Raw genomic sequence first — 24,528 nt, forward strand, 5'->3', positions numbered from 1 at the left:
TGACCTGATACGACACGCCAAAACGCTAGGCAAACAACATATGACATCCAGAGACAAGCCAAAACGGCCGGGCGCGAAGCCCTTCGGCCGGGATCGCAAGCCCGACGGCGCTGGCAAGGCCGGCGGCAAGAAGCCCTTCGCCGGCGCGAAGCCCGCTGCCGCGGCCAAGGGCGAGCGCGGCCCGGCCAGATCGGCCGGCGCCAAGAAGGGCGCGGGTCCGGCGTCCGCGGCCAAGCCGCGACCCGCTGCTGCTGCCAGCCACGGCACGGCGATGGAGCCGGAGCGCGTCTCCAAGCTGCTGGCGCGTGCCGGCGTCGCCTCGCGTCGCGATGTCGAGCGCATGATCATGGATGGCCGGGTCAAGGTGAACGGCGCAGTGCTCGACACGCCCGTCGTCAACGTGACCTTCGCCGACCAGATCGAGGTCGACGGCGAGCTGATCCGCGGCATCGAGCGCACCCGGCTCTGGCTGTATCACAAGCCGGCCGGCCTGGTGACGACCAACGCCGACCCGGAAGGCCGCCCGACGGTGTTCGAACATCTGCCGGACGACCTGCCGCGGGTCATGTCGATCGGACGCCTCGACATCAATACCGAAGGGCTGCTGCTATTGACCAATGACGGCGGCCTTGCCCGCGTGCTCGAGCTGCCGGCCACGGGCTGGCTGCGCCGCTACCGCGTGCGTGCCCACGGCAAGGTTGACCAGGAGGCACTCGACAAGCTGAAGGACGGCATCGCCGTCGACGGGGTGCTCTACGGCGGCATCGACGCCACCCTCGACAAGGTGCAGGGCTCCAACGTCTGGATCACCATGGGCCTCCGGGAAGGCAAGAACCGCGAAATCAAGAACGTGCTCGGCGCGCTCGGCCTGGATGTGAACCGGCTGATCCGCATATCCTATGGTCCGTTCCAGCTCGGCGAGCTGCCGGAGGGGCACGCCCAGGAAATCCGCGGGCGCACGCTGCGCGACCAGCTTGGCCCGCGCCTGATCGAGGATGCCAAGGCGAACTTCGACGCGCCGCTGTTCGAGCACCAGCACGAAGAGCGCGACGAGGCACCGGCGCGGCCGGCACGGGGCGACCGCGATGAGCGCGCGGAAACACCCTTCCGAGACAAGGGCGGCGACCGGCGCGAGAAGGCGCGTGCACGCCTCGACACTAGGCGGGACGAGCGCCTTGACGACAAGCGCGAGGACAGGCGCGGTCGCGGCCGCGACGACGACCGCTTCGGCGATCGGCCGAAGCGCGAGCCGGGCAACCGCGCGCGCAAGTCGAACGTCTGGATGGCGCCTGGCGCCCGCCCCGTGGCCGAGAAGAAGGCCGAGGAGACCGAGGAGGCCGTGAAGCGGACGCCGCGCGCCCGGCCGGACGGCGCGCCCAAGACCAAGCGCTATGGTCGCACCCGCGATGGCGAGGCGACGCGCACGACCAGCAAGTACGACCCCGACCGCAAGAAGGCCGCTCGCGATTCCGGTCCGGAACGCGCTCGCAAGCCACGCGTGCTCGGCGCCGAGGAGGGCGGGGACTGGATCCGTGCCGCCGAGCCGGAAACCCGATCGCGCGATGACCGGGAGGGCTTTGGCCGCAAGCGGTCTGGTGGCGAGGAACGCGGATCTGGCGATTTCGTCGAACGGCCGGCCCGCGACGAGCGCCGACCCCGCGGCAAGCCGTTCGGCGACAGGCCCTTTGGGGATCGCGGCGGCGAAAAGCCGGCCGGCCGGAGCGGCAAGCCCGGCGGCAAGTCCTTTGGCGGCAAGTCCTTTGGCGGCAAGTCCGGCGGAAAGTCCTTTGGCGGCGGCAAGCCCGCTTTCGGCAAGCCTTCCGGCGGCCGTCCTGGCGGCAAGCCCGCCGGCGGCAAGCCGCGCGGCCGGGGGAACTGACGCGTCGTGCGGATCGTCGGGGGCGTCTTCCGCGGCCGCGCGCTCGCCACGCCGAAGGGCGATGACATCCGCCCGACCACGGACCGCACGCGCGAGAGCCTGTTCAACATCCTGAGCCACGGCTACGCGGCGCATCTGGAAGGCGCCCGCGTGCTCGACCTGTTCGCCGGCACCGGCGCGGTCGGCCTCGAGGCCATCTCCCGCGGGGCGCGGGCCGCCCTGTTCGTCGAGCAGAGCGTCGAGGGGCGCGGTGTGTTGCACAGCAACATCGAGACCTTCGGCTTGCAGGGCAAGGCCAAGATCTTTCGCCGTGACGCCACCGCGCTCGGCCTCGTCGGCACGATGGAGCCGTTCGATCTGCTGTTTGCCGACCCGCCCTATGGTCGTGGCCTCGGCGAAAGGGCGCTGCTGGCGGCGGCCAAGGGCGGCTGGCTCATGCCGGGCGCACTCGCGATCCTAGAGGAGCGTGCCGACATCACGCCGGAACCCGTCGACGGCTACGAACTGCTGGAGGTTCGCACCTTCGGCGGGACGCGGATGCATTTCTACCGCTACACGCCGGCCTAGCAGCAGGCGGACGAAGGAGGTTCGATGCTTGCCGATACACCGAAATCGGAGGAACGCCAGCGCGGCGCGGGAGAGGCGGTGCCGACCGTGTCCCTGGCGCTCGGTGGCGGCGGTGCGCGCGGCCTGGCCCATATCCACGTCATCGAGGTTCTGGACGAGTTCGGAATCCGCCCGCAACTGATTGCCGGATCCTCCATCGGCGCGATCATGGGGGCGGCGATGGCCTCCGGTCTCAGCGGTCTTGAAATCCGCGATCACACCCTCGCCGCGGTCGGCCGGCCGGCCGAGGCGCTCAGCCGCATCTGGGGCCTGCGCCCCGCGACGCTGGCGGACGCCTGGTCACGCGGTCTGCGCATCGGCCAATTCGACCTCGAACGCCTGCTGCGCGCCTTTCTGCATCCGCGCATGCCCGAACGGTTCGAGGACCTTGCCATTCCGCTGAAAGTCATCACCTCCGACTTTTACGAGCAGCGCGAGCGCGTCCAGGAGACGGGGCCGCTGTTCCCGGCGCTTGCCGCGTCCGCCGCGCTGCCGGCCCTGTTCCTGCCGGTCAGGATCGGGGGACGGGTCCTGATCGACGGCGGCCTGAGCAATCCGGTCCCGTTCGATCATCTGGAGGGCACGGCGGACATCACCATCGGAATCGACGTGATCGGCAAACCCACCGGCGATGAAGGCGCGATCCCCAGCCCGATCGACAGCCTGTACGGCGCGAGCCAGCTCACGATGCGGTCGATGATCGCGCTCAAGCTGAAGCAGGGCCGGCCCGACATCTACCTCCAGCCAGAGGTCGGGCGCTTCCGCGTCCTCGATTTCCTGAAGGCGAAGGAAATCCTCGATCGATCGACGCCCTTGCGCGACGAACTCCGACGCGCGCTCGAGGTTCAGATCGCGCGCCTTTCCGGAAACCGAGCGTAGCCGCCGTCAATCGCCCGTCGCTTCCTTCAGGCCGGCGAGGACCTCGTCGTCGTCCGACACCCTTTCGGTATGCTTGGGCTTGATCAGCGGTTCCGGCCGCATCGGGCGCGAATGCAGCATGTGCCGCCCGGCCGTCAGCCCCTCCGACGCCTGCAGGATCAGGCGTTCCTCGTCACGGCGGCGGATGTCGTTGCTGATCGCGAGCGCCTCCTCGTCGCTGACGCCGAGCGCCTCCAGCGTCTCCCGGCCGAACAGCAGGCCGGATTCGAAGGTTTCGCGCACCTCCAGGTCGACCCCGCGCGCCCGCAGCGACAACGTATGGATGCGGTCATAGGACCGCGCGAACACGCGCGCGTTCGGATATTCCGACTGCACCAGGTCGACGATCCGGTCGGTGATCTCGGCCTTGTGCGTGCAGACGGCGACGATCTTGGCCCGCTCGATGCCGGCGGCGCGCAGCACTTCCTTGCGCGTGCCATCGCCGAAATAGATGCGGAAGCCGAAGCTCGCGGCCTGGCGGATACGGTCGGCCGAATAGTCGATGATCGTCACGTCGCGGCCGCTCGCCAGCAGGATCTGCGCGGCGATCTGGCCGAAACGGGAAAAGCCGACCATCAGCACGTCCGATCCCGCGCCCTCGAAGTCCTCATCCATCTCCTCGCGCGTGTCCTCCTTGATCAGGACGCCGGACAGCAGCGAGGCGATCGGCGTCAGGGCCATCGAGACGGTGACGACGACGATCAGCAGCGAGGCGATGCCGGAGGAGAAGACGCCGGCGGCGGAGGCGGCAGTGAACATCACGAACCCGAACTCCCCGCCCTGCAGCAACAGCAGCGAGACCCGGATGGCGTCGTTGTGCGGGGAGTGTCCCATGCGGCAGATCAGGTAGATCACGACCGCCTTGACCAGCATCAGCGCCGGCACGGCGACGAGGATGATCTGGTAGTTCTGGAACACCACGTCGATGTCGAGCGACAGCCCGACCGCCATGAAGAACAGCGCCAGAAGGATGCCGCGGAACGGCTCGATATCGGCCTCGAGTTCATGGCGGTAGGAGGATTCCGACAGCAGGACGCCGGCGAGGAAGGCGCCCATGGCCATCGACAGCCCGGCAAATTGCAGCAGCGTGGCCGATCCGAGCACGACGAACAGCGCCGCGGCGATCATCGCCTCACGCGCGCCGGTCCGTGCGATCACCTGGAACAGCGGGTTCAGCACGTAGCGGCCGAACACCGTCATGCCGAGGATGGCCGCGACCGCGACGACGAAGTCCTGGAACGCGGACGTGGGGTCCTCCGGGCCCTGGGTGGCAAGAAGCGGGATCAGCGCCAGCAGCGGGACGATGGCGAGATCCTGGAACAGCAGCAGCGAGAACGCGCGCTGGCCGTAGCGGGTGTTGGTATCGCCCTTTTCGTCGAGGATCTGCAATGCGAAGGCCGTGGAGGACAGGGCGAGGCCGAAGCCGATGATCAGCGAGGCCCGCCAGCTCTCGACCCCGGCGACCAGGGCGATCGCGCTCAGTGCCAGGCCGGTGGTGACGACCTGGGCCGTGCCGAGGCCGAAGATCTCGCGCCGCATCTGCCACAGCCGCGACGGCTGCAACTCGAGCCCGATGATGAACAGCAGGAAGACGATGCCGAGTTCGGCGACGCCGAGGATTTCCTCCCCGTCGTGGATGTAGTGCAGGATCGGTCCGATCACGACGCCCGCCGCAAGGTAGCCCAAAATGGTGCCCAGTCCGAGCTTCTTGAAGATCGGCGCAGCCAGAACCGCCCCCCCGAGGAGAAGCAGCGCTTCGGCGAATAGGGCATGCGTGTCGGCCATGCGAGCGGGTTCCTTTGAAAATGCGAGATCGGGGGGCGGCAAGAATCAGCCTGCCAGCCCTTGATGCCTTAGCCACTGCACAATAAATGGGGCAGGAATGAAAGGCTACATCATGTCTGAAACGATCGATTCCGAAAGCCTTCTTGCCCGAGCCGAGGAGCTCATCGACCGTGCCAGGCGGGCGGGTGCGGATGCCGCCGATGCGGTGGTGGTGCGTGGCCGCTCCCGGTCGGTGTCGGCGCGGCTCGGCAAGGTCGAGGCGACCGAGGCCTCGGAGAGCGACGATTTCTCCCTGCGTGTGTTCATCGGCAAGCGTGTGGCCAGCGTTTCGGCCAATCCGGGTTTCGATCTGGAGCTGCTGGCGGAGCGCGCCGTGGCGATGGCCAAGGCCTCGCCGGAGGACCCCTTCGCCACGCTCGTCGAGCCGGACGACCTCGCCAAGTCCTGGCCCGACCTCGAACTGTTCGACCCGGCCGAGGTCTCTTCCGACAGCCTGGCCGAGGCGGCGCTGGCGATGGAGGCGGCCGCCCTTGAGGTCGCCGGCGTGACCAATTCCAGCGGCGCGGGCGCGTCTGCCGGCATGGGCGGACTGGTACTCGCCACGTCGCACGGTTTTTCCGGCGCCTACAGTGCCAGCCGCTTCGGCCGCTCCGTCAGCGTAATCGCCGGCGAAGGCACGGGCATGGAGCGCGACTACGACTATGACAGCCGCCTCTACTTCGCCGAGTTGCGGGACGCCTCCGACATCGGTCGCACGGCCGGCGAGCGCGCGGTCAGGCGCGTCAATCCGCGCCAGGTGCCGACGGCGAAGAACGTCACGGTCGTCTTCGACCCGCGCATGGCGCGGGGCATCGCCGGCCACATCGCCGGGGCGATCAACGGCGCGGCCGTCGCGCGCAAGACGAGCTTCCTGCGCGACAAGATGGGCAAGCAGGTGCTGAAGGCCGGCCTTTGCGTCACCGACGATCCGCTGATCGTCCGCGGGCCCTCCTCGCGGCCATTCGACGGCGAGGGCGTCACCGGCGAGCGCCTCGTCATGATCGAGGACGGGGTGCTCAAGCACTGGTTCCTGTCGACCTCCACGGCGCGCGAACTGGGTCTCCAAACCAACGGTCGCGGCGTGCGCGGCGGCACCGCCGTCAATCCCGCCAGCACCAACCTCGCGCTCGAGCCGGGCGACATCGCGCCCGAGGAACTCATCCGTTCGGTCGGGACCGGGCTTTACGTGACCGAGTTGATCGGGCACGGCGTCAACATGGTGACGGGTGAGTACAGCCGCGGCGCCTCCGGCTTCTGGATCGAGAATGGCGAACTCGCCTATCCGGTCTCGGAGGTGACGATCGCCTCGAACCTGGGCGACATGTTCCTGCGGATGACGCCGGCCAGCGACATCGACCGGAAGTTCGGCGTCGCAGCGCCGACACTCGCGATCGAAGGCATGACGATCGCCGGCAGGTAGGCCGCGGACCGTGCCGGGTCCGGCAGAAATGGAAGAAGACATGCTGGTCGGAAGCAGCCAGTCCCGTTGGCGGGACGATCTCGATCTGCTGCTCGCAGCCGCGCAGGCCGCCGGCGCGCGGGCGATGGGCTACTTTCGCAACGCGCCTGATGTCTGGTGGAAGAACGAGGGACGCTCCCCGGTCAGTGCCGCGGACCTCGCCGCCAACGACGTCCTGAAGTCGACCCTGCTGGCAGCCCGTCCGAATTACGGCTGGTTGTCGGAGGAAACCGACGACGATTCCGCCCGACTGTCTTGCGAGACGCTGTTCGTGATCGATCCGATCGACGGCACCCGCGCCTTCATCGCCGGCAAGGACCTGTGGTGCGTCAGCGCCGCGGTCGTGCACCGGGGACGGCCGGTCGCCGGCGTGCTGGTGGCGCCCGCGCTCGGCGAGGTGTTTGCGACCGCTGCCGGCGGGCCGACCCTGAAGAACGGGGTTGCCGTGCGCGTGTCGCAGCCCGGAGCCGACCGTCCGCTGCGGCTGGCGGCAGCCGAGGACATGGTTTCCCGCCTTGACCGCTCCGGCCTTGGCGAGGTGACGCGGGTCCCGCATGTGCCCTCGCTGGCCTATCGCCTGGCGATGGCCGCCGACGGCCGCATCGACGGCACGCTGGTCAAGGTCAATTCGCACGACTGGGACCTCGCCGCCGCCGACCTGATCCTCGCCAATGCGGGCGGCGGGATCGCGACGCTGGAGGGCGCGGCCTTGACCTACAACCGCGCCGAGGTCAGTCATGGCGTCCTCTGCGCAGCCGGGACCGGCTGGCTTGGAAGGTTGATAAGCGCCTCACGGCAACTTGGCGGCCATTGACCTTTTCGCCCGGATGCCGCAAATCCGCATTGAAAAATATCACAATTGATAGAGAGCAAGATGAGTGAGATCGACTCCAGGCAGCGCCTGCACCTCGTTTTCGGCGGCGAGCTGACGACCTTGAAGGGCGTTCAGTTCCGCGACCTCGACAAGCTCGACGTCGTCGGGATCTTTCCCGACTACGCCAGCGCCCTGGCCGCCTGGAAGGCCAAGGCGCAGCAGACCGTCGACAACGCCCATATGCGCTACTTCATCGTCCACATGCACAAGCTGCTCGATCCCGAGAACCCGTGATGCCTTCTTTTCGCCTTGCGGCTGGTCTTGATGCCGCGGGCACACAATGACCGGAACATGCATGCACCCTTTCGGACGGATCAAAGCGGGCGGTAAGCGCCGATGAGCAGCCCGCTTGCGCGCCTGGCGCTGTCCGCCTATCGCTGGATCGGTCTCGGGCTCTATCCGGTCATGCAGCCGTATCTCGCCATTCGTGCCGCGAAGGGCAAGGAGGAGCGGGGGCGGCGGCGCGAGCGCTTTGGACGGGCCAGCGTCGACCGGCCGGCCGGGCCGCTGGTCTGGGTGCATGCGGCGAGTGTGGGCGAGACCAATGCGGTGTCGCCGCTGATCCGGGAAATACGCCGGCGCGGCATCAACGTCGTCCTCACGACCGGGACGGTCACCTCCGCCCGCGTCGCCCGGGAGCGGCTTGGCGATACCGTGATCCATCAGTACGTTCCGCTCGACCTCAAGCCGGTCATCGGCCGTTATCTCGATTACTGGCACCCCGACCTGGCGATCATGGTGGAGTCCGAGATCTGGCCGATGACCATCGTCGAGCTCGGCGCACGGCATGTCGCCCAGGTCCTGGTAAACGGGCGGATGTCCGACCGCTCCTTTGCGCGCTGGAAGAAGCGTCCGGCCATTGCCGACGCGCTGTTCGAGAAATTCGCCCTCGTCGTCGCCCAGTCCGAACTGGACGCCGAACGCTTCCGCACGCTCGGCGCGCTGCCGGTGCTGGTGTCGGGCAATCTCAAGGTCGACACCGACGCGCCGCCGCACGACCCGGCCGTACTCGCTGCCTATCGCGGCCAGATTGCCGGCCGCAGGACCTGGGCGGCGATCTCCACCTTCGAGGGCGAGGAACTGGCCGCCGGCGCCGTTCACCGGGCGCTGAAGGAGCGCACCGGGCTGCTCACGATCGTCGTGCCGCGCCACCCCGAGCGTGCCGACGCGATCGAAGAGGCGCTTGTCGCCAAGGGGCTGAAGGTGGCGCGGCGGACGCGCAATGACGCGATCACCGCCGAAACCGATATCTTCCTGGGGGACACCATCGGCGAGATGGGCCTCTACCTGCGCCTGACGGAAGTGTCCTTCGTCGGTCGCTCGCTGTTCGGCGAGGGCGGGCAGAACCCGCTCGAACCCGCCATGCTCGGCTGCGCGATCCTGTCCGGACCCAACGTGCAGAATTTCCGCGAGAGCTACCAGCGGCTGGCCAAGAGCGGCAGCGCCAAGATGGTGCGGGACGTGGAGATGCTGGCCAAGGCCGTCGGCTATCTTCTGCTCAACGACGACGTGCGCCGCAAGATGATCGCCGCCGGCCGGGACACGGTGGAGGACATGCGCGGCGCGCTCACCGAAACGGTGCGCGGCCTGGAGCCCTACCTGAACCCGCTGACGGTGAAGGCGCGGCTGCATCCGCGCGAGGCCCGATGATCGGAGACGCCATGGACAAGACACGCACGATCTGCGGCATCCTGTTCGACAAGGACGGTACGCTGCTGGACTACGCCAAGAGCTGGGTTCCGGTGAACTACGAGCTAGCCCGCATCGCGGCGATGGGCGACGAGGACCTCGCCCGCCGTTTGCTCGTCGCCGGCGGCATGGACCCCGATACCGGTCATGTGGCGCCCGACACGCTGCTGGCGGCCGGCAACACCGTCGAGATCGCCGCCGGCATGGTCGCCGCCGGCGCGCCGATGACGGTGGCCGAGCTTTCGTCCGTGTTCGACGGCCTCTTCGCCCGGTCGGCCGCGCTGGCGGTGGCGGTCACGGACCTCGGCGCCTTCTTCGCCGCGCTGCACGCCAAGGGTTACCGCCTCGGCGTCGCCTCGAGCGACAATGAGCAATCCATTCGCGAGACGGCGCGCCGTTTCGGATTCGAGCAGTACCTCCATTTCGTCGCCGGCTATGACAGCGGCCACGGCGTCAAGCCCGAGCCGGGCATGGTGCTGGGCTTCTGTGCCGCCACCGGGCTGCAGCCGCACGAGGTCGCCGTCGTCGGCGACAACAATCATGACCTGCACATGGGCCGCAGCGCCGGGGCGGGGCTGACGGTCGCGGTGCTGACCGGAACCGGCTCGAAGGAGTCGCTGGCGTCCGCCTCGGACTACTGCCTCAACGACATCACCGAACTGCCGGCGCTGTTGCCCGATGACGGTGCGCCGCGGCGCTCGGCCGCCTGAGGCCGTTGCATTCCTTGATTTTCAAGGCATTGTAGGCGCGAAGGCCGGGGCGGCGTCGCTGTCGTCCAGGACTGCGATCGAAATCGCGCCGGCTTTTGCGGTTCTTTGGAAGGCGTCGGGGTGGGCTGCCGCGACGGCTGGATTGCACGGACATGACGTCAGGGGCTTGCCGCCGCAAGGCGGATCGGATCGGGGGACGAAATGGTATCTGAGGCGCCACCTTTCTGGTGGACGAAGCCGGATTGGCGCGCCTATGCGCTGTGGCCGGTCTCGCGGCTCTACGGGGCGATCGCCGGCGCGCGCATGCGGCGCGCGCATCGGGCCACCGTTCCGGTCCCGGTTGTCTGCGTCGGCAACTTCACCGTCGGCGGCGCCGGAAAGACGCCCACGGCGATTGCACTCGCCCGCGCCGCCACGGCGCGCGGCCTGCGGCCGGGCTTCCTCAGCCGCGGCTATGGCGGTTCGCTCGACGTCATCACCGTCGTCGATCCGGAAAGGCACCGTGCCCGCGACGTCGGCGACGAGCCGCTCCTGCTTGCGCGCGAGGCGCTGACGGTAATCTCGCGCCGCCGGGTGGGCGGGGCCCTGCGGCTGGTGGAGGAGGGGGCCGATCTCATCATCATGGACGACGGCTTCCAGAGCGCCCGGATGGTGTTCGACTACGCGCTGGTCGTCATCGATTCGCGGCGCGGCATCGGCAACGGTTACCTTGTGCCGAGCGGCCCGGTGCGTGCCCCGCTCGCCGAGCAACTGCGCCAGGCGTCGGCGTTGCTGGTGGTCGGCGACGGCAACGCCGCCGACGCGCTGGTCCGGCGCGCGGCGCGTGCGGGCAAGGCTGTCCATACGGCCACGCTTGCGACCGTTGACGTGGAAGCCCTGCGCGGCGTGCCGGTGCTGGCCTGGTCGGGGCTTGCCGACAATGACAAGTTCTTCCGCACCGTCGAAAGCACCGGCGCCTCTTTGTACGCCACCCGCAGTTTTCCCGACCATCACCACCTCTCCGACGACGAGGTGACCGACATCATCGACCATGCCGATGCGCGCGACTACACCATCGTGACGACGGCGAAGGACAGCGTGCGTCTGGTCGGCGGACACGGGCAATCGGAGGAACTGCGGCAGAGGAGCCGCGTGATCGAGGTGGAGATCCGCTTCGACGACCCGAAGGTCCCGGACAAGATCATCGACGCGGCGCTTGTGTCCGCCCGCAAGCGCCGGATCGGCGCCTGAGAGACGGTCTTCAGTCCTGCAGCGTGGGAAGGGCGCCCGCGCGCCGTTCCGCCTCCAGCGAGGCGGCGGCGTCGACATAGGCCTCCTGGCGGGCGACGCTCCAGTACCGCAGCTCATCCAGCGGGATTTGCTCGCCGGTCACGGCGCAAACCACGAAGGCGCCCGGCATCAGGATCTGGAAGTCGCCGTCGAGGTAACGGATCTTGGCCTCACGGCCTGCACTTCCTTCGAATCGGTTCATCGTCCGCATCTCCTGTCGCCTGCGCGGCCCGCATCGGGGCGGGCGTCGCGCGCCGCTCATGACCTGTCCGCTCCGGCCTGGCTGCCGGTTACGCGGCCAAAGGCCCCGGCGCTTCCTGTGCCATAACGTGGCAGGTCGGCGATTGCCAGCATTTTCAGCTTCGGCCGAACAGCCGTTCGATGTCGGCCAGCTTCAGTTCGATATAGGTCGGTCGGCCGTGATTGCACTGGCCGGAGCCAGGCGTCGCCTCCATCTGTCGCAACAGTGCGTTCATTTCCTCGGGGCGCATGCGCCGGCCCGAACGCACCGATCCGTGGCAGGCCATGGTCGCGGCAAGATAGTCGAGCCGGGCCGCAAGCCCGCTGGCGGTGTCCCATTCGGCCAGTTCGTCGGCCAGTTGGCGCACCAGCCCGGCTGCGTCCATCTCGCCGAGCATGGCCGGCGTCTCCCGCACCGCGACCGCGCCGGGACCGAAACGCTCGATCCCGAGCCCCAGCCGGGCGAAGGCGTCGGCGTGGGCGACGAGCCGGTCGCAGTCGTCCTCCGGCAGGTCGACGACCTCGGGAATGAGCAGCGCCTGCGCAGGCACCGGCCGCGCATGCAGCGCGTTGCGCATCGCCTCGAACACGAGCCGTTCGTGCGCGGCGTGCTGGTCGACGATGACGAGGCCGTCCTCCGTCTGCGCGACGATGTAGTTCTCGTGCAGCTGTGCCCGGGCGGCGCCGAGCGGATGGCGGGCCGTCTCCGTTTCGGCCGGGGGGCTGGCGGTCATGGGCTCCGCCCGCGCCGACGGCTCGATCCCCATGTCGAACCCCGCCTGGGGCTTGTCCGAAAGGCCGTTCGGAAGCGGCTCGAAGGGGCGGTACGGCGAGGCGGACGGGCTCCAGCCGCCCTGCGTCCGCGGCGCCTCGGGCCGGAAGGCGCGCATCAGCCCGGTGGCGCCGGTCGTCGCCGCCCGGTCGCCCTCGCGGCTGAGGCCCTGCCGGATCGCGCCGATGATCAGGCCGCGCACAAGGCCCGGATCGCGAAAGCGCACGTCCGACTTGGCCGGATGGACGTTGACGTCGACCAGTTCGGGATCGATGCCGATCTCCAGCACGGCGACCGGAAAGCGGCCGCTCGGCACTGTCTCCGCATAGGCGCCGCGCAGCGCCGACCAGATCAGCTTGTCCTGCACCGGGCGGCCGTTGACGAAGGCGAACTGATGCAGGCTGTTGCCGCGGTTGAAGGTCGGAACTCCGGCGAAGCCCGTCAGCCGCACCCCCTCGCGCTCGGCGTCGAGTTCGATCGCGTTGTCGCGGAAGTCCTTGCCGAGCACCTGAGCGATGCGGGCGAGCCGGTCCGGCCCGGTCGCGGCGAGCTCGAGCGTCGTGCGGTCGGGGCCGGACAGGGCGAACCGGATTGCCGGAAAGGCGATCGCCATGCGCCGCACCACCTCGGTGATCGCCGCCGCCTCGGCCTTTTCGCTTTTCATGAACTTCAGCCGCGCCGGCGTGGCGAAGAACAGGTCGCGCACCTCGACCACGGTGCCGCGGTTGGCCGGCGTCGGCCGCACCGCATCGACCTTGCCGCCGGTCACCGCGATCACCGATCCCTCCGGTGCCTCGGCGGTGCGGCTCTGGATCGTCAGTTTCGCCACCGAGCCGATCGAAGGCAGCGCCTCGCCTCGGAAGCCGAGCGTGCGCACGTCGCCGAGGCTGTCGCTGATCTTGGACGTGCAGTGGCGCCGCACGGCCATCGCAAGGTCGGCTGGCGACATCCCGCCGCCATTGTCGGTGACGCGCAGGAGCGTCTTGCCGCCGCCGGCCGTGGCGATTTCGATCCGCGTGGCGCCGGCATCGATGGCGTTCTCGATCAGTTCCTTGGCGGCGCTCGCCGGCCGCTCGATGACTTCGCCCGCGGCGATCTGGTTGATCAGGGTTTCGGAGAGCTGGCGTATCGTCATGCCGTATTTTCCGGGATTCGCATCGCGGTGGGAAGAGCAAATGTTGGTTTTGCCCGCCTCACGCGCCGGCGGCGCGGCGCGAAAAGTCGAGCCGCCGCGGGCGTTTAATCGGCCTTTAATAAAATGCTGCCAACGTGGCCCTCGCTTGTATGAGCACAAGCCGGCCGGGGCGACCCGGCGGACCACATCAGCGTCGCTGGCCGCTGATCCTTGCGCGTCCGAGGCGTTTCAGCCCGATCAGCATGAAAGAACAGAAGCTGCCGCGCTGCGCCGGAGTGGGTGCGAGGGCGCGTGGCACAATTGATCAGCGCGTGATCCCTTCCTCGGGGGCATGTGCGGGGGCGGGGTCTGCGTAGCATGAACGGGGATGCGTCGCTCGACGCAAACATCCAGTCGGCAATGTTCGACGCGACATGCGACATCCTGGGCGTTGGCGTTTTCGTCTACGACAGGAACGACTGCCTTGTCTTTGCCAGCCGTCAGGTTCTCCGTTTTCTGCCGATCTGCCCCAAGCTCCTGCAGCCAGGCACGCGCCTGCGCGACATCCTCGGCGCCATCTTCGATTCCGGCATTCGCTACGGTCTGCCGACGGATCACCGCCACGGCGCGGTCAATCGTGAGGAATGGATATCCGGCCGCATCTCGGCCCACTGGCGCGAACAGTTCGACTCGGTTGAACGGCTCGGCAAGGATCGCTGGGTTCGCTTCCGAAAGCGCCGCCTGCCTACGGGCTACAACGTCTCGACCTTGACCGACGTGACGGACCAGCGCAAGCAGGAAGAGCAATGGCGCTCGGACCTCGAGCGCGTGGCGCTCACCGAGCTGGCCCTCGACACGCTGCCGCATCCTTTGGCGATCAAGGACCAGAACCTGATCTATGTCGCCGTCAACAAGGCCTTCCGGGCCATCTACGAGCTGGAAGGCGAGGCGATCCTGGGCCGGACCGTCTGGGACCTCGCCGATGCGGAGAACGCGGCACGGCTCGAGGCCAGCGACCGCAAGGTGCTTGAGACCGGCGTGCCGTTTCGGGCGGAAGAGCACATCGTGCGGGCTGACGGCAGTCATCTCTACGTGGTGACCCGCAAGTACAGGATCGGCCCGGCTGGAAACCCCATGGTCGCCACGGTGCTGGACGATGTCACCGACATTGCCGATCAGCGCGGCGACGTGGCGGCGAGGCGTCTTGCGCTGCGGCCGTCGACCCGCTTCCGCGATGCCGAGAACTGCTTCGATCCGGTCCGCGAGGCCGAGCGGCGGCTCCTGTTGCAGCAATGGCATCTGGATGACGGCACCGATCTGGCCGGAAAGCGCATTCTGGTCGTAACGGCCGTTGCCAGGTTGGAAGACATACTGCTGGCCGAGCTGCAGCGGCGCGGGGCCGATTGTTGTGCGGTTCGCTCGCTCGCAGAGTTCGACGCCTTCGTTGCCGTCGCCACGACCAGTGGCATCACGATTGACCTCGTACTGGCAGACGCTTCGCTCGATGGGGGCGAGGTTGTCGGCCGCGCCGGCCTGCCGACCAGGGTAGCCGGACATGACCGCATCGCTGCCGATCTGTTCCGGGCGCTGCTGGAGCCGCAGGCGCCGGTGCTGGTCGAGCAGGAACCTGCCGACCCCGTTGCTCCGACCACGCTTTTCGACGACTGGCACATCGCGACCGACCTGGAGGAGATGGCCCCCGCCACCCGCGGCGACATCGAAGTGCTCGTCGCCGAGGACAACCAGATCAACCAGTTCGTCTTTTCCCAGATTCTCGAAGGCATGGGGGTCTCGCACCGGATTGCCGAGAACGGCGAGGAGGCGGTCATGCTGTGGCGCAAGCACCAGCCGCGGCTGGTGCTGATGGACATCTCGATGCCGATCAAGGACGGCCTCGACGCCACCATCGAGATCCGGGAAGCCGAGAAGGCGCTCGGCACGAGGACGCCGATCGTCGCCGTCACGGCCCAGGCCCTCAACGTCGACATGCAGAATTGCCTCGACGCCGGCATGGACGACTACATCACCAAGCCGGTCAGCCCCGACATGATTGAGGCGATCTACCACAAGCACGTGGGTGGCAAGCAGGGCAGGGACGCCGCCTGAGGCGGTCCGATCGCTGTCAACTCCCGACAATTGGGGATGCATTTCCGCGAGCAGTGAAACCGGTTGCTATGCCTTTGTTAATTCTCCTGCTGCATCCTGCGATCGCTCTCGGAGGCAGATCCTTGTCGGGAAGTTGAGAATGAAGTCGGGTGAATTGACGGATACGGTTGTTTCCCAGAGCGATTTGCATGCCATGGCGTACACGGACCCGTTGACGGGTCTCGGCAATGCCTACCGCCTGCGCGACAAGGTGCGCCAGCTCGTGCTCGAGCGGGCCGACGATCCGGCCCCTTTCGCCGTCGGCATCGCCAACCTCGACGGCTTCAAGCCGATCAACGATCTGTTCGGCCCGCAGGCGGGCGACGAGATTCTTTGCCAGGTTGCTCATCGCCTCAGGGCCTGCATCCCCGACGGGGCGACGGTGACGCGCCACGGCGGCGACGAGTTCGCCTTTCTGTTCCCGCTCGTGTTCGAGCGCAAGGGCGCGGAGAAGATGGGGCACATGCTGCGCGAAGTGCTGTCTGCGCCGTTCGACCTCGGCGACCGCAACGTCCGGCTTTCCGCCTCCTTCGGCCTTGCGATCTATCCCTTCGCCGGCGAGGACTTTGCCGAGCTGATCAAGAGCGCAGACACCGCGCTCTACCGCGCCAAGCGTCGCGGTCGCGGGCAGATCACGGTCTACTCGCAGGAGATCGCCCAGGAAATGAAGCGCGCCACCCATCTTGAGCAGGCGCTGCGCAATGCGATCATGGCCAACGAGGTCGACGTTCATTTCCAGCCGATCGTCAGCCTGAAGGACGACACTGTCGTCGGCTTCGAGGCGCTGGCGCGCTGGTGCGATGCCGATCTCGGCTATGTGTCCCCGGCCCTGTTCGTGCCGCTGGCCGAGGAGCGCGGCTTCATCGACGCCTTGTCCGAGACCCTGCTGCGCAAGGCGGCCGAGGCGGCGCTCGGCTGGCCGAAGGAGCTGTTCCTGTCCTTCAACCTATCCTCTGCCCAGCTGATGGACCCGAAGACCAGCCTGACGACGCTGGCGATCCTCAACCGCGTCGGCCTCGATCCCCGCCGGCTTGAGCTGGAGATCACCGAGACCGCGGTGATGACCGACGCCGCGACGGCCCAGAAGATCGTCGCCGAGCTGCGCGCCGCCGGCGTTCGCGTCTCGCTCGACGATTTCGGCACCGGTCAGTCCAGCCTCGGGCGCCTGCGCGACTTCACCTTCGACAAGGTGAAGATCGACCGTGCCTTCGTGTCGCGGATCTCGGACGACCGGGTCTCCGAGCACATCATCAAGGCGATCGTCGCCATGTGCGACGGGCTCGACCTGCAGGTCGTGGCCGAAGGCATCGAGGATTTTTCGGAGGCGCTGAAACTGAAGGCGCTGGGCTGCGGCATGGGGCAGGGCTATTTCTACGGCAAGCCTGCCGACGCGGTCGCGACCATGCGCTTCCTCAGCGAACGCTACCTGCACGTGGAATCCGAGGCGCTCCTGGCCTGACCCCGCCCCGGTCGCGTTTACCGCGCGTTGACCAAACGCCTTAGGCAGAAATCAACTTGGCCGGCCTAACGTAACGGGATACACCATCAGATTGCAGGGCAGAGCAATGCAGAACATCAAGGATATGCCGGTACGGACCAACGACCGCTCCAAGGTTCGTATCTTTGCGACGGTCAAGGTGATGCACGAATCGAGCCGGGCGCGCGTGGTCGACCTCTCGCCCACCGGCATGGCGCTCGACATGGAAAAGCCGATCCGGCTCATGTCCGGTCAGATCGTCACCATCGAGAGCGAGGAACTGGGGCGGCTCACCGGCACGGTGCGCTGGTACAACAACGGCCGTGTCGGACTGCAGTACAAGCTCAGCACCAACGCGCTGGCGCAGATCTCCTCCTATTTCCGCTTCTTCCACGAGGAAGTGAAGCCGATCATGCGCCGCTGACGCCGGCGCGCGGTTCCGGCGGCATCAGGCCCCGCCGGCCTTCCGCAAGCAGCCAGTCGCGCACCCGCTGCGCCTGGCTGTTGAGCTCGCGCGAGCGCGGCCAGACGACGTAGAAGGCAAGGCCCGTCTCAAGCACGTGCCCGCCGACGGCCACGAGCGCGCCGGAACGCATCTGCGGCGCCGTCAGGTGCCGCCAGCCGAGCCCGATTCCCTCTCCGGCCAGCACGGCCTGGATCACCAGCACGTAGTCGTTGATGGCAAGCCGCCGCGATTGCGCCGGATAACGCAGCCCGGCGCTGGCGAACCATTGCGGCCAGTCGCACGCCTCCCGCACCGGTTCCTCCAGATGGATCAGCGGCAGCTTCAGCAGATCCTGCGGTGTCATCGGCATGCCATGCGCCTCGATGAAGGCGGAGCTGGCCACGGGCGCGATCACCTCGGGCGCGAGCAGGGCGGCATGGTAGCGCGGCCACTTGGCCGGGTCGCCGCCGCGGATGCCGAGCGGAATCGGTTCCTCCTCGAGGTCGAGGTCGCGTACGCTGGTCTGGATCCGGAGGTCGATTTCCGGCAGGTCCTCGCGCAGCTTCGCCAGCCTTGGCAGCATCCACATCGAGGCGAAGGCGGTGGAGGCGGCGAGTGTCACGTTCACCTCGCGCCCCTTGGCCCGGATGCTCTCCGCCGACTTCTGGATTCGCCACAGGCCGAGCGAGACCTCGGTGTGAAACCGCTCGCCGGCATCGGTCAGCGCGACGGCGCGATGGACGCGATGGAACAACGGCACGCCGAGCTGCTCCTCCAGTCCGCGAATGGCATAGGAGACCGCCGCCTGCGTCATGCCGAGCTCCCGGGCGGCGTGGGTGAAGTTCTGATGGCGGCCAGCGGCCTCGAAGACGATCAGGCTTGCGGCGGAGGGAAGCAGGCGGCGCAGCGTTTCCATAAGCAGACCTTATATCACCTCCAAGTTTTTTCCAGCGTCACAGGGGCGTCATTACAGATTAGCCTCCTCTCCAATTATGGAGGACGGCATGGTTGCGACGCTTGCAGCTGGAAATACGACACGGCGCGCGCGGGGCGTGCGCCCTCAGCGCCGGGATCACGCGGCGACGGTGAAGGGCGTCCCCTACATCGTCCGCAACATCCCGACATACGACGTCCTGTCCGAGGAGAACCTGCAGCGGATCGAGCATACGGCCGAACGCATCCTCGCCGAGATCGGCATCGAGTTTCGCGACGATCCCGTCGCAATCGAACACTGGAGGCGCGCCGGTGGCCGTGTCGACGGGCTGCGCGTGCGCTTCGAGCCGGGCATGCTGCGGGAGATCGTTTCGAGCGCGCCGGCGCAATTCACCCAGCATGCCCGCAACCCGGCCAACAATGTCGAGATCGGCGGCAGGAACGTCATCTTCGCGCCGGCCTACGGCTCGCCCTTCGTCATGGACCTCGACAACGGGCGCCGCTACGGCACGCTCGAAGACTTTCGCAACCTCATCAAGCTGGCCCAGTCGAGCCCCTGGCTGCATCATTCCGGCGGCACCATCTGCGAACCGGTCGACGTGCCGGTGAACAAGCGCCACCTCGACATGGTCTACAGCCACATCAAGTACTCCGACCGCGCCTTCATGGGCTCGATCACCGCCGAGGAGCGGGCCGAGGACTCGGTCGACATGGCCAGGATCCTGTTCGGTGCCGACTTCGTCGACGGGAACTGCGTCATTCTCGGCAACGTCAACGTCAATTCGCCGCTCGTCTGGGACGGCACGATGACGCGCTCGCTGCGGGCCTATGCCCGCGCCAACCAGGCCGCGGTGATCGTGCCGTTCATTCTCGGCGGCGCCATGGGGCCGGTGACGAATGCCGGGGCCATCGCCCAGGCCTATGCCGAGACGCTGGCCGGATGCGCGCTGACGCAGCTGGAGCGCAAGGGCGCACCGGTGATCTTCGGCAACTTCCTCTCTTCCATGTCGCTGCGCTCCGGCTCGCCAACCTTCGGTACGCCGGAGCCGGCCATCGGCTCGATGGTGATCGGTCAGCTCGCCCGCCGCCTGAACCTGCCGCTACGCTGCGCCGGCAACTTCTCCAATTCCAAGTTGCCCGACGGCCAGGCGATGCAGGAGGGACTGATGTCGATGCTGTCGGCGGTTCACTGCGGCGCCAACTTCGTGCTGCATTCGGCCGGCTTTCTCGACGGTCTGCTGGCGATGTCTTACGAAAAATTCGTGATGGATGCCGACCTTTGCGGCGCGCTGCACTCCTACCTCGCCGGCATCACGGTCGACGACAACAGCCTGGCGATGGATGCGTTCCTGGAGGTGGGGCCGGGCAGCCACTTCCTTGGCTGCGACCACACCATGCGCAACTACCAGACCGCGTTCTGGGACTCCGCGCTATCGGACAACGAGCCGTTCGAGAAGTGGAGCGAGGAGGGCGGCTCGACCGACATCGCCACCCGCGCGAACCGTCTGTGGAAGAAGACGCTGGCCGAATACGAGGCGCCGCCGCTGGACGTGGCGGTCGACGAGGCGCTCTGTGACTATGTGCGCCGCAAGAAGGCGGCGATGGCCGACGCCTGGTACTGACAGCCCGCCAAGGACACTGGAATGACGCTTTCGAAGGACCCGCTGCTGCAGCCCTACCGGCTGAAGCATCTGACGCTGAAGAACCGGATCATGTCGACGGCGCACGAGCCGGCCTATTCCGAGGACGGCATGCCGAAGGATCGCTACCGCCTCTACCACCTGGAAAAGGCGAAGGGCGGCATCGCACTGACGATGACGGCGGGCTCGGCGATCGTCTCGCAGGACTCGCCGCCGGCCTTCGGCAACCTCTTCGCCTATTCCGACGAGATCGTACCCTGGCTGAAGAGGGTCGCAGACGATTGTCACGAGCACGACTGCGCGGTGATGATCCAGCTCACCCATCTCGGCCGCCGCACCGGCTGGAACAAGGGCGACTGGCTGCCGGTGCTGTCCGCCTCGCCGGTGCGCGAGGCCGCCCACCGCGCCTTCCCCAAGGAGATCGAGGACTGGGACATCGAGCGCATCGTCGGCGATTACGCGGCCGCCGCCGAACGCATGCAGGCCGCCGGGCTCGACGGCATCGAGATCGAGGCCTATGGCCACCTGATGGACGGCTTCTGGTCGCCGGCCACCAATCGCCGCGAGGACGCGTTCGGCGGCTCGCTCGACAACCGCATGCGCTTTTCCACCCTGGTGATCGACGCCGTGCGCAAGGCCGTCGGCCCGGACTTCATCGTCGGGGTCCGCATGGTCGCCGACGAGGGCTGGGACATCGGCCTGTCAAAGGAGGAGGGGGTCGAGATCGCAAGGCGCCTCGCCGGTTCCGGCAGGATCGACTTCCTCAACATCATCAGGGGCCATATCGACCATGACGCGCACCTGACCAGGGTCATCCCGATCCAGGGCATGGCCGCCTCGCCCCATCTCGACTTCGCCGGCGAGGTGCGCGCGGCGACGCGGTTCCCGGTGTTCCATGCCGCCCGCATCGCCGATGTCGCCACCGCGCGGCACGCGATCGCCGAGGGCAAGCTCGACATGGTCGGCATGACCCGCGCCCACATCGCCGACCCGCACATTGTCAGGAAGATCGAGGAGGGCAGGGAGGCGCAGATCCGCCCCTGCGTCGGCGCGACCTACTGCCTCGACCGAATTTACGAGGGTGGCGGCGCGCTGTGCATCCATAATGCGGCTACGGGGCGCGAGGCGATCGTGCCGCATGTGATCCAGCGCACGGTGGGCCCGGTGCGCAGGGCGGTTGTCGTCGGGGCCGGGCCGGCGGGCCTCGAGGCCGCGCGCGTGCTGGCCGAGCGCGGGCATGCGGTGGAGGTGCTGGAGGCGACCGGCGCCGCCGGCGGCCAGATCCTGCTCGCCGCCCGCAATCCGCGCCGCAAGGAACTGATCGGCATCGTCGACTGGCGGCTGGCCGAACTCGAGCGCCTCGGCGTGGTGGTCCACTACAACGTCTTTGCCGACGCTGCGGACGTGCTCGAGCGCCGGCCCGATCTGGTCGTCGTCGCGACCGGGGGCATCGCACAGAACCCGGAGCTGGAGAGTGGCGACAACCTCGTGGTGTCGAGCTGGGACATCATTGCCGGCACCGTCAGGCCCGAGGGGCCGGTGCTGCTCTATGACGACAACGGCGCCCATTCCGGCATGACGGCGGCGGAACTGATCGCCAATGCCGGCGTCGAGCTTGAAGTCGTTTCGCCGGAGCGCTTCTTCGCCCCGGAGATCGGCGGCATGAACCACGTGCCCTATGCGGCGGCGCTTGCGGACAACCATGTGCGCGTGACGATCAACACGCGGCTCAAGGCGGTGCGGCGGGACGGCAACGGGCTGGTGGCGACGCTGGGCTCGGACTTCTCGCCGACAGCGCGGATCGAGCGGCGGGTGGCGCAGGTCGTGGTCGAGCACGGGACGATGCCGATGGCCGAGCTTTATTTCGAACTGAAGCCGCTCTCGCGCAACCTCGGCGCAGTCGACTACAAGGCGCTGATTCGTCAGGAAAACCCGATTGCGACGCGCAATCCGGAGGGGCGGTTCGATCTGATCCGCATCGGGGATGCGGTCCACAGCCGCAACATCCACGCCGGTATCTATGACGCCCTGCGCTACGGTGTGTTGTTTTGACCATCGATCCCGCGAAAAACCCGGCAGCTGGCGCTGCCGGGCTTTTCGGGCTCTGGCCTGTTATTCGGCCGGAGCCGGAGCCGGTGCGGGTTCCGTAACAGGAGCCGGCTCGGTGGTCGTCGAAGCGGTCGGGGTGGTGTCGACGGCGTTGCGTTCGGCCATCTGCTGCGACAGGGTCTTGAACTCCGGCGCGGCCTGCAGGCTCTCGGAGGTTTCGGACGTCGTCAGCTTGACTTCTGCGCTGTCGGGTATGCGGGTGACGGCGACGTTTTCGAACGGCACGGCCACCCATTTCTCGCCGATGCCGAGGAAGCCGCCGACGCCGATCACCGCAGCGGTGATCCCGCCGTCCTTCTCCATGATCAGGTCGTTGATCGTGCCGATGCTTTCGTCGGCCGAGTTGTAGACGGGCTGTCCGATATAGGTGTTGGCGCTGATCTGGTTTTCCGATTGCTCGGACAGATAGGTGTTGTCCGCCTCGGCCATGCTGGCGGCCGGATCATCGGCCGGCGCGGTGGCGGTGTCGTCCATCGGCTTCTGGGTCTCCGTCTCGGCACCCTCGAGCGGTTCGGTCGTCATCTGGGTGTCCGTGGACGGGGTCTGGGTGTCCGGAACCACAGCCGGGCTTTCGGTCTGGCCGGCCTGCGGCTGGGTGGTGTCCTGGGCATAGGCGGGCGCCATGGCCGCCCCAAGCAGAATCGCACCGGCGGCAACGGAAGTGAGAAGCTTGTTGGTCATCTTGAAACCCTTTCGTCTCGTTGCGTCTAGGAGCGGCGGAACCAGTCTCGTTCTTCGGCCGCGCCGATGCATGCAGAACTCGTGCAACCAAGATTGGTTCCCGGAAAAACGCACGCGCCGACGTCTCAAACGAAGACGGCTCCGGACGATGACTTCCGGAGCCGGGGAAGGAGCCAGGTCTAGGCTCAGAGCCGGAACGGAGGCTCGTGCCGCCCCTTGACGACAATGCCCAGCTCGAAGGTCGTGCCGCCGTGCGGATCGGCCGTGCGAGCCGTTTCGTCCATTCCTTCCCAGGCGGAGGTGACGAGCAGACGATCGGCTTCCGGCCCGATGAAGGCAGGGCAGCTCGGCTGCAACGCGGGCGTTTCATGGCGGCGAATCCTGGTGCCGTCGGGGGTATAGACGTCGATCGCCGCCGCCCCCCATCGCGCATTCCAGATCAGCCCGTCGGCATCGCAAACCGATCCGTCGATGCCGCCGCCATACGCGGACTGGTCGCTGAGCATCTCCGGCGCACCGGTCGGCAGCCCGGTACCCGGATCGACCGCCACCCGCATGAGCTTGTTGACGGCGGAGTCGGCGAAATAGGCAACGGTGCCGTCCGGCGAGAAGCAGATGCCGTTCGGGATCGACACGTTGGCGAAAAGGCGCGTCACCGTCGTTGCGGCGACGTGATAGATGGCGCCGGCGCCGCTTTCGGCGCTGCGGCCCATCGTTCCGATCCACAGGGCGCCGCTCCGGTGCACCCGGCCGTCGTTGGAGCGGTTGCCGTGCTTGTCTTCGATCGCGACGAACGGCTCGAGACGCCCCGTGCCGGTCTGGCGGATGAAGAGGCCCGCATCGGCGGCGATCAACTGCCGCTCCGGATCGATGGCGGCGATCACGCTGCCCATGAACGGCAGTTCGTGCACGCGCTTGGTCTCGGAGCCCAGCTGCAGTTCGTGCAGCGTGCGCCCCTTGATGTCGAACCACCAGGCGGTGTCGGTGATGGGGTCGTAGCTCGGTCCCTCACCGAGTTCGAATCGCTCCTGGCAGAGCGCCCTGCCGGCAAAGGGGGTCGTCTCGATCATTGTCCGGCTCCATAGGCGCGGTCATAGGCTGTGAGCGTGGCGCGTGCCCGCGCTGCAACCTCGGAAGCGCTCATCCCGGGCTTGTAGAGGCTCGATCCGAGGCCGAAGCTCCTGATGCCGATCCGGGCATAGTCGGCAAAGTTCGCCTCCGAGACGCCGCCGACGGCGGCGATCTCGAGGTCGGCGGGTAGCACGGCGCGGATCGCGTTGATGCCGGACGGCCCGAGCACGCTGGCGGGGAAGAACTTCAGGCCGGTCGCGCCGGCGCGGGCGGCGGCCAGCGCCTCGGTCGGGGTGAACACGCCCGGCATCGTCACCATCCCGCAGGAGGCGGCAAGCGAGATCACCGCCGGCTCGACGTTCGGACTGACCATCAGGCGCCCGCCGACGTCCTCGAGCCGCTCGACCTGGTCCGTGGTCAGCACCGTGCCGGCGCCGATCAGGCAGCCCTCCGGCGCCATCTTCACCGCGGTCTCGATCGAACGGAACGGATCGGGCGAGTTCAGCGGAATTTCGATTGCGGTGAAACCCGCTTCGATCAGCGCCCCGACGACGCCCTCGGTCTCCTCGGGCCTCAGTCCGCGCAGGATCGCGATCAGCGGATATCTCATCGCGGGAAAGGGAATACGGCTCATGTGCTGGCCTTTCTTACGGCAGGTACGAATATGAAGCAG

The 24,528-nt window shown here is 67.6% G+C and carries 21 protein-coding genes; 14 read left to right on the forward strand and 7 right to left on the reverse strand.

From position 1 onward, the window contains the following. Positions 1-40: 40 nt before the first annotated feature. The 3 genes from ACXAGF_RS04260 to ACXAGF_RS04270 are packed head-to-tail and all read left to right on the forward strand — an operon-like array spanning position 41 to position 3,364. Positions 41-1,879, forward strand: coding sequence for a pseudouridine synthase (locus ACXAGF_RS04260; protein ID WP_475014723.1), 1,839 nt, complete (start codon positions 41-43; stop codon positions 1,877-1,879). Positions 1,880-1,885: 6 nt separating this feature from the next. Further along, the gene (rsmD, locus tag ACXAGF_RS04265; RefSeq protein WP_475014724.1) at positions 1,886-2,446 is read left to right on the forward strand and encodes a 16S rRNA (guanine(966)-N(2))-methyltransferase RsmD; all 561 of its coding nucleotides are present in this window, start codon (positions 1,886-1,888) and stop codon (positions 2,444-2,446) included. 24 nt (positions 2,447-2,470) lie between these two features. Next, the gene (locus ACXAGF_RS04270) at positions 2,471-3,364 is read left to right on the forward strand and encodes a patatin-like phospholipase family protein (RefSeq protein WP_475014725.1); all 894 of its coding nucleotides are present in this window, start codon (positions 2,471-2,473) and stop codon (positions 3,362-3,364) included. A 6-nt stretch (positions 3,365-3,370) separates the two neighbouring features. On the opposite strand, the gene ACXAGF_RS04275 is transcribed toward ACXAGF_RS04270, so the two are convergent. After that, entirely contained in the window at positions 3,371-5,188 is a 1,818-nt protein-coding gene (locus ACXAGF_RS04275; RefSeq protein WP_475014726.1) for a monovalent cation:proton antiporter-2 (CPA2) family protein, read from the reverse strand. 112 nt (positions 5,189-5,300) lie between these two features. Here ACXAGF_RS04275 and ACXAGF_RS04280 point away from each other — a divergent pair, with 112 nt between their 5' ends. From ACXAGF_RS04280 to lpxK, 6 genes are all read left to right on the forward strand, one after another. Next, complete coding sequence (locus ACXAGF_RS04280; protein WP_475014728.1) at positions 5,301-6,647, forward strand: TldD/PmbA family protein; 1,347 nt, start codon at positions 5,301-5,303, stop codon at positions 6,645-6,647. Positions 6,648-6,687: 40 nt separating this feature from the next. Then, positions 6,688-7,500, forward strand: coding sequence for a 3'(2'),5'-bisphosphate nucleotidase CysQ (locus ACXAGF_RS04285; RefSeq protein ID WP_475014730.1), 813 nt, complete (start codon positions 6,688-6,690; stop codon positions 7,498-7,500). Positions 7,501-7,560: 60 nt separating this feature from the next. Beyond that, a complete protein-coding gene (locus ACXAGF_RS04290) occupies positions 7,561-7,794 on the forward strand; it encodes a DUF4170 domain-containing protein (protein WP_475014731.1) in 234 nt (77 codons plus the stop codon). A 102-nt stretch (positions 7,795-7,896) separates the two neighbouring features. Continuing rightward, entirely contained in the window at positions 7,897-9,210 is a 1,314-nt protein-coding gene (waaA, locus tag ACXAGF_RS04295; protein ID WP_475014733.1) for a lipid IV(A) 3-deoxy-D-manno-octulosonic acid transferase, read from the forward strand. An 11-nt stretch (positions 9,211-9,221) separates the two neighbouring features. Then, positions 9,222-9,959: an HAD family hydrolase gene (locus ACXAGF_RS04300; RefSeq protein ID WP_475014735.1), complete on the forward strand. Its 738-nt coding sequence runs from the start codon at positions 9,222-9,224 to the stop codon at positions 9,957-9,959. A gap of 201 nt (positions 9,960-10,160) precedes the next feature. Then, positions 10,161-11,189 (forward strand): tetraacyldisaccharide 4'-kinase, encoded by a 1,029-nt coding sequence (lpxK, locus tag ACXAGF_RS04305; protein ID WP_475014737.1) that lies wholly within the window; start codon positions 10,161-10,163, stop codon positions 11,187-11,189. A gap of 10 nt (positions 11,190-11,199) precedes the next feature. Here lpxK and ACXAGF_RS04310 read toward each other — a convergent pair whose 3' ends face one another. Both ACXAGF_RS04310 and mutL read right to left on the reverse strand, forming a co-directional pair. Then, a complete protein-coding gene (locus tag ACXAGF_RS04310; RefSeq protein ID WP_475014738.1) occupies positions 11,200-11,430 on the reverse strand; it encodes a DUF2093 domain-containing protein in 231 nt (76 codons plus the stop codon). 154 nt (positions 11,431-11,584) lie between these two features. After that, positions 11,585-13,375, reverse strand: a complete 1,791-nt coding sequence (mutL, locus tag ACXAGF_RS04315; protein WP_475014740.1) for a DNA mismatch repair endonuclease MutL — start codon at positions 13,373-13,375, stop codon at positions 11,585-11,587. A gap of 357 nt (positions 13,376-13,732) precedes the next feature. On the opposite strand from mutL, the gene ACXAGF_RS04320 reads away from it, so the two are divergent. From ACXAGF_RS04320 to ACXAGF_RS04330, 3 genes are all read left to right on the forward strand, one after another. Beyond that, entirely contained in the window at positions 13,733-15,460 is a 1,728-nt protein-coding gene (locus tag ACXAGF_RS04320) for a response regulator (protein ID WP_475014741.1), read from the forward strand. 139 nt (positions 15,461-15,599) lie between these two features. After that, a complete protein-coding gene (locus ACXAGF_RS04325; RefSeq protein ID WP_475014743.1) occupies positions 15,600-16,958 on the forward strand; it encodes a putative bifunctional diguanylate cyclase/phosphodiesterase in 1,359 nt (452 codons plus the stop codon). 106 nt (positions 16,959-17,064) lie between these two features. After that, complete coding sequence (locus ACXAGF_RS04330) at positions 17,065-17,400, forward strand: PilZ domain-containing protein (RefSeq protein ID WP_475014746.1); 336 nt, start codon at positions 17,065-17,067, stop codon at positions 17,398-17,400. Here ACXAGF_RS04330 and ACXAGF_RS04335 read toward each other — a convergent pair. Continuing rightward, a complete protein-coding gene (locus ACXAGF_RS04335) occupies positions 17,387-18,337 on the reverse strand; it encodes a LysR substrate-binding domain-containing protein (RefSeq protein ID WP_475014748.1) in 951 nt (316 codons plus the stop codon). The genes ACXAGF_RS04330 and ACXAGF_RS04335 overlap by 14 nt on opposite strands. Positions 18,338-18,425: 88 nt before the next feature. Between ACXAGF_RS04335 and ACXAGF_RS04340 the strand changes: the two genes are divergently transcribed. Together ACXAGF_RS04340 and ACXAGF_RS04345 are read left to right on the forward strand one after the other, a co-directional pair. Beyond that, positions 18,426-19,976, forward strand: a complete 1,551-nt coding sequence (locus tag ACXAGF_RS04340) for a trimethylamine methyltransferase family protein (protein ID WP_475014750.1) — start codon at positions 18,426-18,428, stop codon at positions 19,974-19,976. Between the two features lie 21 nt (positions 19,977-19,997). Continuing rightward, positions 19,998-22,046, forward strand: a complete 2,049-nt coding sequence (locus tag ACXAGF_RS04345; RefSeq protein WP_475014751.1) for an oxidoreductase — start codon at positions 19,998-20,000, stop codon at positions 22,044-22,046. A gap of 60 nt (positions 22,047-22,106) precedes the next feature. Here ACXAGF_RS04345 and ACXAGF_RS04350 read toward each other — a convergent pair whose 3' ends face one another. The 3 genes from ACXAGF_RS04350 to ACXAGF_RS04360 all read right to left on the reverse strand — a co-directional run bounded on the left by ACXAGF_RS04350 (position 22,107) and on the right by ACXAGF_RS04360 (position 24,489). Further along, positions 22,107-22,784: a PRC-barrel domain-containing protein gene (locus tag ACXAGF_RS04350; RefSeq protein ID WP_475014752.1), complete on the reverse strand. Its 678-nt coding sequence runs from the start codon at positions 22,782-22,784 to the stop codon at positions 22,107-22,109. A 185-nt stretch (positions 22,785-22,969) separates the two neighbouring features. Then, entirely contained in the window at positions 22,970-23,854 is an 885-nt protein-coding gene (locus ACXAGF_RS04355; protein WP_475014754.1) for an SMP-30/gluconolactonase/LRE family protein, read from the reverse strand. Beyond that, entirely contained in the window at positions 23,851-24,489 is a 639-nt protein-coding gene (locus ACXAGF_RS04360) for a 2-dehydro-3-deoxy-6-phosphogalactonate aldolase (protein WP_475014755.1), read from the reverse strand. Before ACXAGF_RS04360 ends, ACXAGF_RS04355 begins: the two co-directional genes overlap by 4 nt. Between the last annotated feature and the right edge of the window lie 39 nt (positions 24,490-24,528).

The organism is Mycoplana sp. ABR4_002, from assembly GCF_056159645.1.

Coding starts and splice junctions, on each gene's coding strand:
- ACXAGF_RS04260 (WP_475014723.1), top strand. CDS start 41: ATGACATCCAGAGACAAGCCAAAACGGCCGGGCGCGAAGCCCTTCGGC.
- ACXAGF_RS04270 (WP_475014725.1), top strand. CDS start 2,471: ATGCTTGCCGATACACCGAAATCGGAGGAACGCCAGCGCGGCGCGGGA.
- ACXAGF_RS04275 (WP_475014726.1), bottom strand. CDS start 5,188: ATGGCCGACACGCATGCCCTATTCGCCGAAGCGCTGCTTCTCCTCGGG.
- ACXAGF_RS04280 (WP_475014728.1), top strand. CDS start 5,301: ATGTCTGAAACGATCGATTCCGAAAGCCTTCTTGCCCGAGCCGAGGAG.
- ACXAGF_RS04285 (WP_475014730.1), top strand. CDS start 6,688: ATGCTGGTCGGAAGCAGCCAGTCCCGTTGGCGGGACGATCTCGATCTG.
- ACXAGF_RS04290 (WP_475014731.1), top strand. CDS start 7,561: ATGAGTGAGATCGACTCCAGGCAGCGCCTGCACCTCGTTTTCGGCGGC.
- waaA (WP_475014733.1), top strand. CDS start 7,897: ATGAGCAGCCCGCTTGCGCGCCTGGCGCTGTCCGCCTATCGCTGGATC.
- ACXAGF_RS04300 (WP_475014735.1), top strand. CDS start 9,222: ATGGACAAGACACGCACGATCTGCGGCATCCTGTTCGACAAGGACGGT.
- lpxK (WP_475014737.1), top strand. CDS start 10,161: ATGGTATCTGAGGCGCCACCTTTCTGGTGGACGAAGCCGGATTGGCGC.
- ACXAGF_RS04310 (WP_475014738.1), bottom strand. CDS start 11,430: ATGAACCGATTCGAAGGAAGTGCAGGCCGTGAGGCCAAGATCCGTTAC.
- mutL (WP_475014740.1), bottom strand. CDS start 13,375: ATGACGATACGCCAGCTCTCCGAAACCCTGATCAACCAGATCGCCGCG.
- ACXAGF_RS04320 (WP_475014741.1), top strand. CDS start 13,733: ATGAACGGGGATGCGTCGCTCGACGCAAACATCCAGTCGGCAATGTTC.
- ACXAGF_RS04325 (WP_475014743.1), top strand. CDS start 15,600: ATGAAGTCGGGTGAATTGACGGATACGGTTGTTTCCCAGAGCGATTTG.
- ACXAGF_RS04330 (WP_475014746.1), top strand. CDS start 17,065: ATGCAGAACATCAAGGATATGCCGGTACGGACCAACGACCGCTCCAAG.
- ACXAGF_RS04335 (WP_475014748.1), bottom strand. CDS start 18,337: ATGGAAACGCTGCGCCGCCTGCTTCCCTCCGCCGCAAGCCTGATCGTC.
- ACXAGF_RS04340 (WP_475014750.1), top strand. CDS start 18,426: ATGGTTGCGACGCTTGCAGCTGGAAATACGACACGGCGCGCGCGGGGC.
- ACXAGF_RS04345 (WP_475014751.1), top strand. CDS start 19,998: ATGACGCTTTCGAAGGACCCGCTGCTGCAGCCCTACCGGCTGAAGCAT.
- ACXAGF_RS04350 (WP_475014752.1), bottom strand. CDS start 22,784: ATGACCAACAAGCTTCTCACTTCCGTTGCCGCCGGTGCGATTCTGCTT.
- ACXAGF_RS04355 (WP_475014754.1), bottom strand. CDS start 23,854: ATGATCGAGACGACCCCCTTTGCCGGCAGGGCGCTCTGCCAGGAGCGA.
- ACXAGF_RS04360 (WP_475014755.1), bottom strand. CDS start 24,489: ATGAGCCGTATTCCCTTTCCCGCGATGAGATATCCGCTGATCGCGATC.